This window comes from Amycolatopsis acididurans (assembly GCF_012328925.1).
In the GTDB taxonomy this organism is placed as follows: domain Bacteria; phylum Actinomycetota; class Actinomycetes; order Mycobacteriales; family Pseudonocardiaceae; genus Amycolatopsis_E; species Amycolatopsis_E acididurans.
This window is the reverse complement of sequence record NZ_JAAXLS010000009.1, coordinates 164,484-181,072: the sequence shown is the minus strand read 5'-3', so window position 1 is coordinate 181,072 and position 16,589 is coordinate 164,484. Positions and strand designations below refer to the sequence as shown.

14 protein-coding genes are annotated in these 16,589 nt (G+C 70.8%); 11 read left to right on the top strand and 3 right to left on the bottom strand.

The annotated features are described in order from the left end of the window. Positions 1–12: 12 nt before the first annotated feature. Positions 13–1,479, top strand: a complete 1,467-nt coding sequence (locus tag HFP15_RS16430; protein ID WP_168516385.1) for a dihydroorotase — start codon at positions 13–15, stop codon at positions 1,477–1,479. 43 nt (positions 1,480–1,522) lie between these two features. Here the strand turns inward: HFP15_RS16430 and HFP15_RS16425 are convergent, their stop codons facing one another. Further along, the gene (locus tag HFP15_RS16425; RefSeq protein WP_168516383.1) at positions 1,523–2,338 is read right to left on the bottom strand and encodes an IclR family transcriptional regulator; all 816 of its coding nucleotides are present in this window, start codon (positions 2,336–2,338) and stop codon (positions 1,523–1,525) included. Between the two features lie 188 nt (positions 2,339–2,526). Here HFP15_RS16425 and HFP15_RS16420 point away from each other — a divergent pair, with 188 nt between their 5' ends. From HFP15_RS16420 to HFP15_RS16385, 8 genes are all read left to right on the top strand, one after another. Next, the gene (locus HFP15_RS16420; protein ID WP_210717338.1) at positions 2,527–3,069 is read left to right on the top strand and encodes a hypothetical protein; all 543 of its coding nucleotides are present in this window, start codon (positions 2,527–2,529) and stop codon (positions 3,067–3,069) included. Then, the gene (gene lexA / locus HFP15_RS16415) at positions 3,066–3,728 is read left to right on the top strand and encodes a transcriptional repressor LexA (RefSeq protein WP_168516381.1); all 663 of its coding nucleotides are present in this window, start codon (positions 3,066–3,068) and stop codon (positions 3,726–3,728) included. Before HFP15_RS16420 ends, lexA begins: the two co-directional genes overlap by 4 nt. Positions 3,729–3,875: 147 nt before the next feature. Continuing rightward, entirely contained in the window at positions 3,876–4,736 is an 861-nt protein-coding gene (locus tag HFP15_RS16410) for an alpha/beta fold hydrolase (protein WP_168516379.1), read from the top strand. Positions 4,737–4,789: 53 nt separating this feature from the next. After that, positions 4,790–6,115, top strand: coding sequence for an MFS transporter (locus tag HFP15_RS16405; RefSeq protein WP_168516377.1), 1,326 nt, complete (start codon positions 4,790–4,792; stop codon positions 6,113–6,115). Between the two features lie 26 nt (positions 6,116–6,141). Beyond that, on the top strand, positions 6,142–7,392 hold the full coding sequence (locus HFP15_RS16400; protein WP_168516375.1) for an amidohydrolase family protein: 1,251 nt from the start codon (positions 6,142–6,144) through the stop codon (positions 7,390–7,392). Next, a complete protein-coding gene (locus tag HFP15_RS16395) occupies positions 7,392–10,790 on the top strand; it encodes an indolepyruvate ferredoxin oxidoreductase family protein (RefSeq protein WP_168516373.1) in 3,399 nt (1,132 codons plus the stop codon). Before HFP15_RS16400 ends, HFP15_RS16395 begins: the two co-directional genes overlap by 1 nt. Next, a complete protein-coding gene (locus HFP15_RS16390) occupies positions 10,787–11,449 on the top strand; it encodes an EthD domain-containing protein (RefSeq protein ID WP_168516371.1) in 663 nt (220 codons plus the stop codon). Before HFP15_RS16395 ends, HFP15_RS16390 begins: the two co-directional genes overlap by 4 nt. Before the next feature lie 33 nt (positions 11,450–11,482). Beyond that, positions 11,483–11,704, top strand: a complete 222-nt coding sequence (locus HFP15_RS16385) for a hypothetical protein (protein ID WP_168516369.1) — start codon at positions 11,483–11,485, stop codon at positions 11,702–11,704. Here the strand turns inward: HFP15_RS16385 and HFP15_RS16380 are convergent. Beyond that, the gene (locus HFP15_RS16380) at positions 11,682–12,269 is read right to left on the bottom strand and encodes a class I SAM-dependent methyltransferase (RefSeq protein ID WP_168516367.1); all 588 of its coding nucleotides are present in this window, start codon (positions 12,267–12,269) and stop codon (positions 11,682–11,684) included. The genes HFP15_RS16385 and HFP15_RS16380 overlap by 23 nt on opposite strands. Positions 12,270–12,333: 64 nt before the next feature. Here HFP15_RS16380 and HFP15_RS16375 point away from each other — a divergent pair, with 64 nt between their 5' ends. After that, the gene (locus HFP15_RS16375) at positions 12,334–12,921 is read left to right on the top strand and encodes a helix-turn-helix domain-containing protein (RefSeq protein ID WP_168516365.1); all 588 of its coding nucleotides are present in this window, start codon (positions 12,334–12,336) and stop codon (positions 12,919–12,921) included. 124 nt (positions 12,922–13,045) lie between these two features. Here the strand turns inward: HFP15_RS16375 and HFP15_RS16370 are convergent, their stop codons facing one another. Beyond that, positions 13,046–14,821 carry an aldehyde dehydrogenase gene (locus HFP15_RS16370; protein ID WP_246271741.1) on the bottom strand — a complete coding sequence of 592 codons (1,776 nt, stop codon included), beginning with the start codon at positions 14,819–14,821 and terminating at the stop codon, positions 13,046–13,048. 121 nt (positions 14,822–14,942) lie between these two features. Here HFP15_RS16370 and HFP15_RS16365 point away from each other — a divergent pair, with 121 nt between their 5' ends. Further along, positions 14,943–16,583 (top strand): N-acyl-D-amino-acid deacylase family protein, encoded by a 1,641-nt coding sequence (locus HFP15_RS16365; RefSeq protein WP_168516363.1) that lies wholly within the window; start codon positions 14,943–14,945, stop codon positions 16,581–16,583. The last annotated feature ends 6 nt before the right edge of the window (positions 16,584–16,589 follow it).

Sequence of the window (16,589 nt, the reverse complement as noted above, 5' to 3'; positions counted from 1 at the left end):
GGAGGGAAACACATGGCAACGACGGAACTGCTCGTCAAGAATGTCCGGGTCGTCCGGCCGGAGGACGCCGATGGGGTACCGGAACCGCTGGACATCGCCGTCAGCGACGGCACGATCACGCGGGTGGCGCCGGACCTGCCCGCCGACGACGCCGCGCGCGTGATCGACGGGCGCGGCCTGCTCGCGTTCCCCGGCGTCGTGGACGCGCACCAGCACTGGGGCATCTACAACGAGCTGTCCACCGACACCCGGTCCGAGAGCCGGGCCAGCGCGCAGGGCGGGGTGACGACGTCGCTGACCTACATGCGCACCGGGCAGTACTACCTCAACAAGGGCGGCCCGTACCGGGAGTTCTTCCCCGAGGTGCTGTCGGCCTCGAACGGCAACGCCTACGTCGACTACGCCTTCCACCTGGCACCGATGAGCTCGCAGCACATCGACGAGATTCCCTACCTGGTCGAGGAATTCGGCGTCACCTCGTTCAAGATCTTCATGTTCTACGGCAGTCACGGCCTGCACGGCCGCTCGGCGAGCCAGAGCGACTTCCTGATGACCCCGCCGGACGAGCGCTACGACATCGCGCACTTCGAGTTCGTGATGCGCGGCGTGCAGAGGGCCCGCGAGGAACTGTCCGGCTACGCGCCGCACCTGTCGCTGTCGCTGCACTGTGAGACGGCGGAGATCATGACCGCCTACACCAAACTCGTGGAGCAGGACGGTTCGCTGACCGGGCTGCGTGCCTACAGCGCGTCGCGGCCGCCGCACTCGGAAGGCCTCGCGGTCACCATCGCGTCCTACCTCGCGCACGAGACCGGGCTGCCGAACATCAACCTGCTGCACCTGTCGTCGGAGAAGGCGCTTTCGGCGGCGCTGACGATGGCGAAGGCGTTCCCGCACATCGACTTCCGGCGCGAGGTGACGATCGGGCACCTGCTGGCCGATGTGGACACCGCCTCCGGGCTCGGCGCGAAGGTCAATCCGCCGATCCGCGAGCGCGACGACGTCGAGGCGCTGTGGCGGCACGTGCTGGCCGGCGAGGTCGACTGGGTGGTCAGCGATCACGCGTGCTGCCGGGACGAGATGAAGTTCGGTGCCGACCGTGACGACGTGTTCCTGGCGAAGTCCGGTTTCGGCGGCGCGGAGTACCTGCTGCCGGGGCTGGTCGGCGAGGGTGTCAAGCGCGGGCTGTCGCTGCAGCGGATCGCGAAGCTGACGTCGTGGAACCCGGCGCGGCGCTACGGCCTGCTGCGCAAGGGAACCATCGCCGAGGGCTACGACGCGGACTTCGCGCTGGTGGATCCCGACGTGCAGTGGACCGTGCGGGCGGCCGACTCGGAGTCGACGCAGGAATACACGCCGTTCGAGGGCTTCGAGATGACCGCGCGCGTGACGGACACGTTCGTGCGCGGCAACCACGTATACGCCGACGGCAAGGTTCAGAGCGACCCGGTAGGCCGCTTCATCAAGCGCGGCCGCTGAGTCCCGGACGGCACCGGCGGCCCGCGAGCCGCCGGTGCCGTGCTCAGCTTTCCCCTGCGCGCAGCCACGTCCAGTTGTCGCGTATCTCCTGCGAGGCGGTGCGGATCAAGTCGCGGTAGCGTTCGATGGCCTCCGGGGTAAAGCGGTACTGCGGGCCACAGATGCTGATCGAGCCGTGGACCTCGCCGTCCGGGCCGTAGAGCGGGGCGGCGACCGAGCCGGCGCCGGCCTGACGCTCGCCGAGCGACACCGCGACCCCCTCGCGGCCGATTTCGGCCAGCGCGGCGCGCAACCCCGCCTCGTCGGTGATGGTCCGGTCGGTCAGCGGGGTCAGCGGCCGGTGCAGCACGACCTCGCGGCGTTCCTCGGGCAGGAAAGCCAGGATGACCTTGCCCGAGGACCCGGCATAGAGCGGGAAGCGGCGCCCGACCTCGACCGTCATCTTGATCTCTCGCGGGCTTTCGAACTGGTCGAGGTACACGCGTTCGTCGCCGACCAGACCGGACAGCGTGGTGGTCTCGCCGGTTTCGTCACGCAACCGGCGCAGTATCGGCGTCGCGACGATGCGCGCGTCGAACCGCCGCAGCGCGCTCGCCCCGAGCGCGGCGGCCGCCGGTCCCAGCCGGTAGCCGGAGACGCCCGGATCGGTCGCGAGCATCTCGCGCGAGACCAGTGACTGCAGGATCCGGTAGACGACGGCCTTGGACAGGCCGAGCTCACGGCTGATCGCACTGACCCCGAGGTACTGCGGGCCGCCCGCGAACAGCAGCAGCACGTCGGCCACCCGCGCGGCGGCCTCGGTGCCCGTGTTGTCCGCAGCGGGTGCCTGCTTGCGCCCCGGTGTACTCTTGGTCGTCAAGGCCCGACCATCCTCACGCGTCTCGTTCCGCTGGCAGGAACGATAATCTCCAGCTACTTGCCTACTGTACCGGTTTCACGCTCGCTTTGTTCCGCCGAGCGAACCCCATGGCTACGTCTGCGGACGTACCGGAGAAGCCGCTCCCGGACGGACGACCCGTCGCCCCCTCGCGGCCGACCCTGGGTCCCATGGTGAACGACGCACGATGGCGGCTGAGCGCGCGCGGGCGCAAGCAGGTGCTCCTGGCGCACATCCTGAGCACGGCCGTGTGGTTCGGGGTGGACGTCGCGATGGGCGTGCTCGTCGTGCTGGCCATGGTGACCAGCGATCCTGCTACGGCGGGCATCGCCCTGCGTGCCGCCGGCTGGTTCGCGGTCTGGCCGATGTTCGGGGCCAGCCTGGTGTGTCTCGCGACCGGGATCCTGCTCGGGCTCGGCACCCGGTACGGGCTGCTGCGGTACTGGTGGGTCGCGATCAAGCTCGCGGCCACCGTCGTCATGTCGGTCCTGCTCGTGACCGCGCTGCGCGTCAGTCTGGCCGAAGCGGCGAGAGATCCGGCGGCCCCGCCCGCGAGCTTGCTCGGGCCGGTCGCCGTCGCGCCCACGTTGTTGATCACGGCCTTCGTGTTGTCGGTGTTCAAGCCGGCCGCCAGGCTCCGCCGGTCACGATCCACAAAGGACTCGGTGCCGCCCGGGCCGGCCGCCGGGGCGGCATCTAGTATTCCCCGGTGACCACCTTCGACGATCTTGACGTCTTCGAGCAACTGGACGCCTCGAGCCTGCCGCTGCGCCAGCAGCGGATCCTGGTCGCCATCCGGGACTGGGTGGTCCGCTACGGCTATCCGCCGAGCACCCGGGAGATCGGCGACGTGGTCGGCCTGCGCTCCACCTCGTCGGTGTCGAAGCATCTCGCGGCCCTGGAGGAGAAGGGTTTCCTGCGGCGCAGCTCGGCGATGTCCCGCCCGATCGACGTGCGGATGTTCCTGCGCGATTCCCCCTCGCGCGACACGGACGGCGATTCGGTGAGCGTGCCGGTGGTCGGCGACATCGCCGCGGGTGTGCCCATCTCGGCCGACGAGCACGTCGACGACGTCCTGAGTCTCCCGCGCGGGCTCACCGGCCGCGGCACGGTGTTCGGACTGCGGGTGCGCGGCGACTCGATGGTCGACGCGGCGATCTGTGACGGCGACATCGTGGTGGTGCGCCAGCAACCCGAGGCGCACTCCGGCCAGATCGTCGCCGCGATGATCGACGGCGAGGCCACCGTGAAGGTGTACCGGCGCCGCAACGGGCACGTCTACCTCGAACCACGCAACCCGGCATACGAGGTCATCGACGGTGACGAGGCGGTCGTGCTGGGCGCGGTCGTGTCGGTCCTGCGCAGCGTGTGACACAGTGTCAGGCCCGCGCCGCCTGACGTGACAGTCGTGTCCGCGGTCTTGTTGGGCGCCCCGCGCCGGTGCTACCGTCCGAACAGATGTTAGGTCGAGTTCCGGTGTGAGCCGTTCCGCGAAGGCGCGGCCCTGGAAGGACGGCGCATGCCTGCCATCGAGATCAACGGCGGTCTGGTGGAGTACGAACTGCTCGGACCGGCGGACGGCAAACCCCTCGTACTGACCTTCGGCGGACGATTCGCCAAGGACCATCCCGGTGCGCGCCCGCTCGCGGACGCGCTCGCCGAGGGCGGGCTGCGGGTGCTGGTCTGGGACCGGCCCAACTGCGGCGCCTCGGAAGTCCAGTTCTTCGGGCCGTCCGAATCGCACATGCGGGCCGAAACCCTCGGCGCCCTACTGAAAGCGCTCGGCCTCGGCCCGGTCGTGATCGCGGGCGGCTCGGGCGGGGCCCGCGACTCGGTGCTGACCGCGGCGCTGTTCCCCGAGCTGACCGAGCGGCTCGTGGTCTGGCAACCGGTCGGCGGCGTCTACAGCAGTATGAACATGGCCGCTTTCTATGTGCTGCCAAGCATTACCGCGGTCCGGCGGGGTGGCATCCAGGGCGTGATGGAGATGCCGGAGTGGGCCGCGCTGATCGAGGCGCGGCCGAGCAACAAGCAGCGCTTTCTCGACCTGGGCGGCGACGGGTTTCACGAGGCCATGCTGCGCTGGCTGGACGCGTGGGTGCCCAAGCCCCACCAGGCCGTGCCCGGCGTCGACGACGCGCTGGTCCGCACGATCTCCGCGCCCACGATGATCTTCCGTTCCGGCCAGGGCGACCGGGACCATCCATTGAGGACTTCCTTCGATCTGCACACCCTGGTGACGGGTTCGGAGTTCGTCGAGCCACCGTGGGCCGAGGACGCGTGGGAACGCGCGAGCGAGCGGGCCCGGCAGGGCAAGGGAACCTCGCTCGATCCGTGGGTGCAGGCCGCGCCGCGGATCCTCGGATTCGCGCACGTGTGATACCAGCCAGCAGGTTCCGCGCCAACGTTGTCGCACCCTTGTGAGGTACCGCCATGCCTGTCGTAGTCGAAACACCGAAGTTCCGCTTCCGCGACCTCGTCGAGTTCCGCGGTTACCAGCAGGGCGCGATCGCGTTCCTGCAGTACGGCACCGCGGTCGGCGCGGTGTACTTCATCGTCGGGCCGCTGCTGCACGGCCTGCTTCCCGACATGCACTGGGGTGTCGGGGTCGCCTCGGCGGCGCTGCTGATCCGCGGCCTGCTCGGCGCGGTGGTCAGTCCGCTCACCGGCTGGCTCGTGCACCGTTTCGGCGTGCGGCCGGTCGTGATGACCGGCGGGGTCGCCACGGCCGGGTTCACCGCGCTCACCGGGCTGGTGCAGAACCCGATCCAGTTCGGGCTGGTGTTCGGGGTCGCGCTCACGATCGCCGACGGGTTCATGGGCTACATCCCGTCGGCGACCGTGGTGCAGAAATGGTTCATCAGCCGCCGCGCCGTGGTGATGGGCTTCGTCAACTCCGGTGCCGGATTCGGCGGGCTGATCTTCGCACCGCTGATGGCCGTGCTGGTGGGCGATCTCGGCTGGCGCAGGGCACTGTTCGCGTTGGGCGCGATCATCTTCGTGCTCGCCATTCCCTCGGTGTTCCTGCGCGACCGGCCGCAGGACGTGGGCCAGTGGGTGGACGGCGTCGAGGGCAGGACGATCCCGGAACACGGCGACACCGACGTGATCGGCACCGTGCAGACGAAGGTCGGGCAGATGATGCGCAGCCCGGTCTACTGGATGATCTTCACGATCTTCGGGATCGAGGCGTGGGCGCTGGGTACCTACGCCGCCTACCAGGTGCTGTATCTGGAAACGGTGGGCGTCAGCGCGGTCGTGTCCTCGGGAGCCCTGGGGATCGCGGCCGGGATCGCCGCGGTGTCGGGGATCCTGTTCTCCCGGCTGTCCGACCGGTTCAGCCCGTACTACGTGCTGTTGCTCGCCACGGCCAGCATGACGGCCGGCTCCGTGATCTTCCTCGGGGCGCGCAGTGGGCTGCCGCTGTATTTCTACTCGGTCTTCTTCGGCGCGGGATACGGCCTGCTCGTGCCCACCATCCCGGTCGCGGTCAGCCGCTACTTCGGCGCACTGAACTTCTCGAAGGGGTTCGGGTTCGGCCAGATCCTCGGGGGAGTGCTCGGCGGGCTCGGGCCGTTCGTGACGGGCCAGATCGTGGACGCCACCGGCAGCTACCACATCCCGGTGTACCTGATCACGGGACTGCTGGCGCTCTCCGTGGTGATCGCCGCGCTCGCCCGGCCGCCGAAGCACGCGCTGGCTTCGGTCGTGCGCGCGGATCCGGAGCATCGACCTCAGGCACCTTCTCGAGTAGAGTAAGTACTCGCTCAGTTAGGAGGTCGGTGATGACCGGACGGACACTGCTGACGAACGGGCTCGTGCTCTCCTGCGACGGCGATCCCGGCGAGAAATCGGCCCGCGCCGACGTGCTCATCGAGGGGGACCGGATCGTCAAGGTCGCCCAGGGCGGGCTCGACGCCGATCCCGCGTCCACCCGCGTCGTCGATCTGCACGGCGCGACCGTCCTGCCCGGCCTCGGCGACGCGCACACCCACATCAGCTGGCCGCTGGACTTCGTGTTCGACCACGCGGCCATCGCGGCGACCCCGCCGGAACGGCACATCCTCGACGTGGCCGGGGTGACGAAGACGTTCCTGGAAAGCGGTTACACACTGATCATCGGCGCCGGCGTCACCCAGCCCTTCGACGATCTGCTGGCCAGGGACGCGATCGAGCGCGGCCTCATCACGGGGCCGCGCATCGTGCCCAGCGGTTCCATGGTCGCGGCCGTGGACGGCCTCGGCGGCGACGGCGAGATGATGGAGGTCGCGGGCGACGCCAAGGGGCTGCGGGAAATCGTGGCCAGGCAATGCGATTCGGGCGTGCGCTCGCTCAAGTTGTTCATCTCCGGCGACGGGGTGGTGCCGGAGTTCCCGTCCGAGGACGTGTACATGAACGACGAGATGCTCGGCGCGGCCGTCGAGGAGGCCGACCGGCACGGCGCGTTCATCACCGTGCACGCCCGTGGTTCGGCGAGCGTCGCGATGGCGGCCCGCACCGGTGTCCGCATCATCCACCACGCCTGTTTCCTCGACGACGAGGCGCTCACCGCGCTGGAGGCGCGCCGCGACGACGTGTGGGTCTGTCCCGGGCTGCACTATCTGTACGCGATGGTCAGTGGCCACGCGAGACCGTGGGGGATCACCGACGAGAAGATCGAGGCGTCGGGTTACCACCGCGAGTTCGCCTCGCAGGTCGACGGGCTGCGCAGGCTCAAGGCCGCGGGCATCCGGATCCTCTCCGGCGGGGACTTCGGCCACCAGTGGACGCATCACGGCACCTACGCCGCCGAACTGCAGCGATACGTGGAGCTGGCCGACATGACGCCGGTCGAGGCGATCCACACCGCGACCCGCAACATGGGTCCGGCCGCCGGGCTGGACACCGGCGAGGTCCGCGAAGGGATGCTGGCGGATCTGGTCGTGGTCGAGGGCGATCCCACCGAGGACGTGACCGTGTTGCAACGGCACGATCTGCGGCGCGCGGTGCTCAAGGGCGGGCGGTTCGCCTACGTCAATCCGGAGGTTTACCCGTAATGGGCGACCAGCGGACGATCCTGTCCGGAGTGGACACGCTCGCCCGCCTGCTCGTACTGCGCGCAAGGCTGGACGAGCGCGACGGCCTGACCACCGGCACGATGGTCTCCGGGTACCCGGGCTCGCCGCTGGGCACCTTCGATCTGACGCTGGAGAACCTGCCCGATCTCGACGCGCACCGGATCGTGCACCGGCCCGGCCTCAACGAGGAACTGGCCGCGGCGACCGTGTGGGGCAGCCAGATGGGCGCGGTCATCCCCTACGACGGCCTCGACGGGGTCGCCGGCGCCTGGTACGGCAAGGGGCCGGGGCTGGACCGCTGCGGTGACGCGCTGCGGCACGCCAACGCGATGGGCGCCGGACCCAACGGCGGCGCGGTGCTGTTCTGCGGCGACGATCCCGCCTCGAAATCGTCCACTTTGGCCTGTGACAGCCAGTACACGTTCTCCGATGCCTGCGTTCCCGTGCTGTATCCCGGCGACCAGCAGGATGTGCTCGACCTGGGCGTGCACGCCTTCCGCATGTCGCGGTACTCGGGCGCGTGGACCGGGCTGAAGATCGTCACCGCGGTCGCCGACGGCATCGGCACCGTGGACCTCGACCTCGGCAGGCAGCTGCCCGGCGATCCGGAGGACGTGCTGATCGACGGGCAGCGCTGGCGGCACCAGCCGCTCGCCCGGATCGGCCCGCATGCCGTGCCGGACCAGGAAATCCTCGTCGTGGAGCGCAGGCTGCTCGCCGCGCAGGCCTACGCCTGGCACAACGGGCTCGATCGCGTCAGTGGCGCCGCGGCGGGTGCACGGCTCGGCGTCGTGTGTGCCGGGAAGACCTACTTCGACGTGGTGCAGGCGTTCGCCGACCGCGGCCGCACCCCGCACGAGGCGGGCGTGCGGATTCTCAAGCTCGGCATGACCTTCCCGCTCGTCGAGGACACCGTGCGCGAGTTCGCCGCCGAGGTGGACCAGATCGTCGTGATCGAGGAGAAGCGGCCGTTCGTGGAGACGCAGCTGCGTGCCGTTCTCCACGAGGCCGGGCAGCCGGTTCCGGTGCTCGGCAAGCGTGACCGGGCAGGGAAGCCGCTCGTCCCGCAGGCTGGGGAGCTGGATTCGGCGGCCGTCGCGAAGATCCTGCACCGCGTGCTGCCGGATCTGCGCCCGCGCGAGGCGCCGGTGACGATTTCCCTGCCGGTGGTGGCGAGAGCGCCGGGATTCTGCAGCGGCTGCCCGCACAACCGCTCCACCGTCGCCCCGGACGGCGCGCTGGTGGGCGGCGGGGTCGGCTGCCACGGGATCATGTACTTCGAGGCACGGCAGCAGAGCACGAAAAGCCTGCCGCCGACGCCGATGGGCGCCGAAGGCGTGCCGTGGACCGGGCTCGCGCCGTTCGTCGCCGAACCGCACCTGATCCAGAACCTCGGCGACGGAACGCTGAGCCATTCCGGCACGCTCGCCATCCGGGCCAGTGTCGCGGCGGGCGCGAACGTCACGTTCAAGATCCTCTACAACGAGGCTGTCGCGATGACCGGCGGCCAGGACGTGACCGGGCTGATGGACGTGCCGTCGATGACACGCGCCCTCGACGCGGAGGGGGTCGCGAGAATCGTCGTGTGCGCCGAGGATCCCGGGCGCTACGGCCGGAAAGCGCGGTGGGCCGGTGGCGTGCGGGTGCACGGGCGCGACCGGCTGCCCGAGGTGCAGGAGCAGCTCCGGCGGGTGCCGGGGGTCACGGTCATCATCTACGACCAGCGGTGCGCGGCGGAGGCGCGGCGGCTGCGCAAACGCGGCCTGCTGCCCGAACCACCGCGCCGGGTCGTGATCAACGAGGCGGTGTGCGAGGGCTGCGGCGACTGCGGAGTGAAGAGCAACTGCCTGTCCGTGCTGCCGGTGGACACCGAGTTCGGCGAGAAACGGCGGATCCACGACGCGTCCTGCAACCGCGACTACACCTGTCTCGAAGGCGACTGCCCGTCCTTCGTCACGATCACCCCGCGCCGTGGCGGACAACGCCGGTCGCGGGCCCGGGTCCGGCCGGCGCTTCCCGCCGGTTCGCCGCCCGAGCCCGCGGTGCGGCGGTTCGGCGGGCGCTACGGGATCTACTTCACCGGGATCGGCGGCACGGGTGTGGTCACGGCGAACCGGATCATCGCGGGTGCGGCGGAGTCGGCGGGGTTCGTGATCGGCGGCATGGATCAGACCGGCTTGTCGCAGAAGGCGGGCGCGGTCGTCTCGCACCTCCAGCTGGCCAGGGACCGCGGCGAACTCGGCGCCGCCGCGGTGAGCACCGCGGATCTGTACCTCTCCGGTGACATCCTGCAGGCCGCCGGGGGAGCGCACCTGGCGAAGGTGCGGCACGGGCACACGCTCGTCGTCGTGGACCGGGAACTCACCCCGACCGCCGGGATGCTGCAAAGCGATCTGGGCGCGCCGGACCTGGCGAGCCTGGAGACCGCGATCACCGACCGTGCCGGGAAGGCCACGTTCCTGGAACCGAAACGCGTTGCCGAGGCCGTCTTCGCCGACCATCTGCTCGCGAACGTGGTGTTGCTCGGGGCGGCCTTCCAGCTCGGCGGGCTTCCGGTGTCGCTGAAGCATGTGAAAAACGCCCTGACGGGCAAGGGAAAGACCGCCGCGGCGAACCGGGAGGCGTTCGAGTGGGGGCGCTGGCTGGTGCACGATCCGGCCGCCGTGAAGCGCGCGCTGAGCGTGACCGCCGAAGGTGCGGTGGTCCCGTTCGAGCCGTCGCCGCGGGCGCTGGAGGTCGCGCGGACGATGGTCGCGGATCTGCCGGAGGAGTTGCGCGATCTGCTCGCCCGGCGTGCGGCGCAGGCCATCGACTACCAGAACACCCGGCGCGCGCAACGGTTTCTCGGTCTCGTGGCACGGGTCGCGGCCGAGGACGACGCCGGCCATGACTGGGCGCTGACGCGTGCCGTCGCCGAGGCCTGGTTCAAGGTGCTGACCTACAAGGACGAGTACGAGGTCGCGCGCCTGCACCACAGGGCCGACTACGACCGCGCCGCCCGCGATCTGGGCATCGAGGGCGGCTACTCCGTGACCTACCATCTGCACCCGCCCACGCTGCGGCGGCTGGGGCTGCGCCGGAAACTGCCGATGGGCAGACCGTACGCGCTGGCGTTCGGTGTGCTCAGCCGCCTGAAGTTCCTGCGCGGCACCCCGTTCGACGTCTTCGGCCGCGATCCCGACCGGCGCACCGAACGGGCGCTGATCGACCAATACGAACGGCTGATCGAGGACAGCTCCGGGCTGCGCTACGACACGCGCGTCCGGCTGGCCGGATCGGTGCGGTCGGTCAGGGGATACGGGCCGGTCAAGGAAGCGGCCGTGGCGGCGTGGCGGGCCGAGGTCGCCGCGCTCCGGCAGCGGGAACCGGCCGCATGATCAAGCGGATCCGGTTCGCCACCAGGAACAAGGACATCCCCGCCGACGTGTTCGCGCACGCCTGGCCGGGGCAGGCCGCGCTCGGCGCACCGGAGGAGGTTCGGCCCGTGCGGACCGCCGTGTGCACGACGCTGCCCGGTCTCACCGGTCCCGCGCCCAGGCACGACGGGCTCGTGATCGACTGGTTCACCGGTGAGGCGCAGCTGCGGGCCTTCGAGGAATGGCTCGGCACACAGGAAGGCGACCGCGTGCTCGATCCGGGCGCGAGCCCCGTGGTCGTCGCGGCGGAGTCGGTGCTGCGCGGCGCGGACTGGCTCGAACGGCGCTGGTCGTGCGGCGGCGGGAAGTTCAAGCACATGGCGGTCGCGGTGCGCGCCGGCGGGCTGAGCCCGGCCGCGTTCTCGGACCGGTGGCGAAACCACGCGGGCCGGGCGGGGTCCGGCGTGGTGATCCCGGACCAGGCGCGGGGCCTGGCGTACGTGCAGAACCACCCGGTCACCGGTGAGCGTGCCTACGACGCGGTGAACGAGGTGTACTTCGACGACGTGGCGGGCCTGCGCACGAGGATCGACTGGTTCCGCGACAACCTCGGCGAGCCCGAGGACTTCATCGGCGAATCGTGGTTTCTCGCCGTGCGCGAGGAAATGGTGACGTACTAGCCAGGAGGTGGCCGTCTGCCCGAGATCTGCGCGGTGCCGGGGTTTCTCGCCGGACGGCGCTACCGGGTGCACGACGGCGAAGGCGGGCACGGCTACCTCGCGATCTACGACATCGAAGCCGACGACCTCACCGTGCCCTTCGCGGAACTGCGGGCGAGGGCGGCGGCCGGGACGGTGGCCACGAGCGATCTCGTGGAGAACGATCCGCCGCCGGTCATCCGTTTCTACGAGTTCATCGAGGAACACCACGCCTAGTGGCGCGGACGACCACGTCGTGCAAGGACCGGCCGCCGACCGGGCGCGTGTGCTGCCCGGCCGTGTCGATCTCCCACGTCGCGGCGTCGAGGCCCGCGGTGATGCCCTCGGCGGTCACGGTCGCCTCGGGCGGCGGGTGATGTCCGTGCCCCGCCTCGTGCAGGTGTCCGACGATCAGCAGCGTTCCACCGGGCGCGACCCAGTCCGCGATGCGGCGGTAGAAGGCCAGTTGCGGCATCGCGGGATGCGCGTAGCTGGTCGTGACAAGGTCGAACCGCTCCGTCGGCGTCCACTCCGTCAGATCCGCCTCGATCCAGGTGATCTGCTCCGCTGTCCGCCCGGCGGCCTTGGCGAGGGCGGCGGCGGAGATGTCGACGGCGGTGACCCGCCAGCCGTGCGCGGCCAGCCAGCGCGCCTCGGCGCCCCGCCCGCAGCCTGCGTCCAGTGCCGTGCCCGGCCTCAGGTGGCCGGTCTCGCGGGCGAGGTACGGGTTCGCGGCCACGTCGTGCACGGCGGCCTGATCCCAGTGCTGTTCCCAGTAGGTCTTGCCGAAATCGTGGGTCACGTGCCGATCGTGCGCCCGATCCCGCCGGCCGGCAAACCTTGTTGCCGAATGGCAAAATCGAGGTATGGACGAAGAACTGGACCGCACGCTCGACGCCGTAGGTCCGCGGCTGAAACGCCTCCGGCAGCGTCGCGAGAGCACGCTCGCCGAACTCGCGGAGCAGACGGGGATCTCGGTGAGCACGCTGTCCCGGCTCGAAGCGGGCCTGCGGCGGCCCACCCTGGAGCAGCTTCTCCCGCTCGCGCGGGCGTACGGGGTCACGCTCGACGAACTCGTGGACGCGCCGCCGACCGGTGACCCGCGGGTGCACCTTCGTCCCATCGCCTGCGCGGACGGATCGACGATCGTGCCGCTGACCCGCAGGCCCGGCGGCATTCAGGCGTACAAGTTCGTGCTCCCGGCTGGCGACGACGAGCCGGATCTACGCTCCCACGAGGGCTACGACTGGGTGTTCGTCCTCAATGGACGGCTCCGCCTGGTGCTGGGCGAGCACGATCTGGTGCTGGAACCGGGGGAGGTGGCGGAGTTCGACACCCGCACCCCGCACTGGTTCGGCGCGACCGGCTCCGGGCCGGTCGAATTCCTCAGCCTGGTCGGCAGGCAGGGCGAGCGCGCGCACGTCCGAGCGGCCCCGAAGCCACATGCGCCGTAGCGGCCGGCCGCCAGCGCCAGCGGCCCGTCCGGTTCCTCCTCGTGCCGGGGCGTAGCGGAAAAGCACCACTTCCACCAGCCTTCGGCGGTGACGAAACCCAGTTCCGGCCAATACTTCGCGGCCGCTACGAAGCGGGCAAGCCGATGCTGCGCGGTTCGAGGAAGCTGCGCAGCCCCTCCGGGCCGAGTTCGCGGCCGAGGCCCGATTGCCCGAACCCGCCGAAGGGCACCATGGGGAACGGCGGGAACGATCCGTTGACCGCGACGCTGCCGGTGCGCATGCGCTTGGCGACGCGCACTCCGCGCGCGGGATCCCCGGCCCACACCCCGCCGGCGAGGCCGTACGGCGAATCGTTGGCGAGGCGCACGGCCTCGTCCTCGTCGCGGTAGGGGATCAGGCACAGCACCGGTCCGAAGATCTCCTCCCGCGCCACCCGCATCGCATTGTCCACATCGGACAAAATGGTGGGCTCGACGTACCAGCCCCTGGGCAGTCCGGGCGGGCGGCCGCCTCCGGCCGCCACCCGCGCGCCGTCGGCCACGGCCCCGGCGAGGTAGCCTTCGACGCGATCGCGCTGGCGTCGTGCCACGAGCGGGCCGACCAGCGTCGACGGGTCGTGGGGATCCCCGACGCGGACCTGCGAGGCCGTCGTCGCGGCCGCGTCCACCGCCTCGGCGTAGCGCGATCTCGGTACGAGAATCCGGGTGAGCGCGCCGCAGACCTGTCCGGACAGATGCATTCCGCCGCCGACGAGGGCGGGTATCGCGGTGGCCAGGTCGGCGTCCTCGAGCACGATCGCCGCCGATTTCCCGCCCAGCTCCAGCGAAACCCGCTTCACCTGATCACCGCACAGGCTCATGATCCGCTTGCCCGCGGCGGTCGAACCCGTGAAGGCGATCTTGTCGGTGCCGGGATGCCGCACCAGATGCTCGCCCGCGTCCCGGTCGCCGGGGACGAGGTTGACCACCCCCGGCGGAATCCCGGCCTCGGCGAGCGCTTCGGCGAGGACGAAGTTGCTCAGCGGTGCCTCGGGCGGCGGTTTGATCACCACGGTGCAGCCGGCGGCCAGCGCGGGTGCCACTTTCCATGCCGACAGGGTCACGGGGGCGTTCCACGGCACGATCGCCGCGACCACGCCGACGGGTTCGCTCGTCACCAGCCCGCGCCGCTCGCCGGCGACGACCTCGCGCGCGAACTCGAAGGTGCGGGCCAGGGCGGCGTAGTAGTCGAAGAGCGGTGCGACCATGCCGGTCTGCGCGCGGGGCGCCTGGCTGATCGCGCAGCCCATCTCGTCAACGGTCACCCCGGCGATGTCGCCCGTACGCCCGCGCAGGATTTCCGCCGCGCGCTCCAGCACGGCGGCGCGCTCGGCGGGTGGCGTGCGGGGCCATTCGCCGTCGTCGAACGCCGTTCGTGCGGCGGCCACCGCGGCGTCGATGTCGGCGGCGCCGGCCAGCGGTGCCTCGCCGACGACCTCCTCGGTCGCGGGGGAGACGACCTTGAACAGGCTCTCCGCCGGGGCGGGGATCCAGCGGCCGCCGATGAAGAACTCGTGGCGGTGCATCAGTTCCGCGGGGGAGGCGACGCCGGGTGAGCTCGTGGCGCCACCGTGGCCGGCTGCGCTGCCGTGTCCGGGTGCGCTGCCTGGGTCGGGTGCGCTGCGTGGGCTGAGGGTGCCGCGGTGGCCGCCCGTGGTGCCCGGACTGGGCGCGCCGCCATCACTGGCCGCGGCACCCCTGCTCGTCATGCCGCCGTCGCCGAGCGGGGCGCTCTGGCTGGGTGCGCCGCCCTGGTCGGGTGCGTCCGCCGAACCGGCCGTGACGCTCGGGCCGGCTACACCGCCCGAACCGGCCGTGCCGGGCGAGCTCGTCGTGCCGTGGGTGCCGCGCACCTCGTCCATCCCGGCCGCCTCCTCGCGTCGTCGCCAGGTCTTACATTAGTGAGTAAGCGTTCGCTATGGTCAAGAAGTAAGCGAGTATTTGCTAAGCTTCCGGTGCGCCGGCGACCCGATGGGAGTGTCGATGGATCTGCTTCTCCGACAGGCCTCGCTCGTGGACGGCACCGCCGGGCCGGCACGCGCCGCCGACGTCGCCGTGGCGGGGGACCGCGTCGCCGCGGTCGCCGCGCCCGGTGAGCTCACCCCCGGCCCCGGCACCGAGGTCGTCGACCTCGACGGGCTGACGCTCGCGCCCGGTTTCATCGACGTGCACACCCACTACGACGCCCAGATCCTGTGGGACCGCGATCTCACGCCCTCCAGCTGGCACGGTGTGACCAGCGTCGTCATGGGCAACTGCGGCTTCGGCGTCGCCCCGACCCGCCCCGAGCACCGCGATCTGATCGTGCGGCTGCTGGAAAACGTCGAGGGCATGTCGGCCGACGCGCTGGAATCCGGTATCGACTGGTGCTTCGAGACCTACCCCGACTATCTCGCGGCGATCGACAAGCGGCCGAAACGGCTCAACGCCGGGGCGTTCGTCGGGCATTCGCCGTTGCGGCTGTTCGCGCTGGGCAACGAGGAACGCCCGGCCACCGCCGGCGAGGTCGAGACGATGTGCGCCATGGTCCGCGAGGCGATCACGGCCGGTGCCCTGGGCTTTTCCACCTCGCGCCAGCCCGCGCACCAGGGCGCGTACGGGCGTCCCGTGCCGAGCCGGTTCTCCGAGGTCGACGAGGTGTACGCGATCGCGTCGGTACTCGGTGAACTCGGTAAGGGCGTCGTGCAGGTCTCCATCGGGCCGGGCCTGTTCGTGGACCAGTTCTCGCAGCTCGCGGAGCGCACCGGCGTGCCGATCACGTGGACCGCGCTGATGGCCCGCGCGGACAAACCGGGCGCGGCGATGCGCACGGTCAACCGCGGCGGCGCGCTGCCGGGCGAGGTGTACCCGCAGATCGCGTGCCGTCCGATCGTGATGCAGATCGGCATGTCCGATCCCGGACCGCTGGGCGAGATCGACGCGTGGAAGGAGGTGCTCGCACGTCCCCGTGACGAGCGCGCTGACCTCTACCGCGACGAGGAATGGCGCGCGCGGGCGCGCCCGGCGACGCTGGAGGCGTGGGCGCACCGCTGGCCCAAGACCAGCGTCGAGGAGACGGGCATCCACCACGATGCGATCGGAATCCCGCTCGACCGGCTCGCGGAGGAATGCGGCACCACGCCGTTCGACCTGCTGCTCGATCTCGCCCTCTCCGACGACATGGCCACCCGCTACCGCATCGTGCTGGACAACGACGGCGACGACGAGATCGGCGAACTGCTCGCCGACAAGCGCACCCTGCTCGGCCTGTCCGACGCCGGCGCGCACGCGACCCAGTTGTGCGACGCCTGCTACTCGACCCACCTGCTCGGGCACTGGGTGCGCGAGCGCAAGGCGCTGAGCCTGGAGGACGCCGTATGGCGGCTGACCGGCCATCCGCACCGGGCGTTCCGGATCGCCGGCCGCGGTCTGGTGCGGGAAGGCTTCTTCGCGGATCTGGTCGCGTTCGACCCGGACACCGTCGGCACCACACCGGTCGAACGCGTGCGGGACCAGCCCGGCGGCGCGGACCGGCTGCTGGTCCGCAGCACCGGTGTCGAGAACATGTGGGTCAACGGGGTCGCGACGCGCCGCGGTGGCGAGGAAATCGCCGGTGCCGCGCCCGGACGTCTCGTGCGCAGCTGAGGGAGC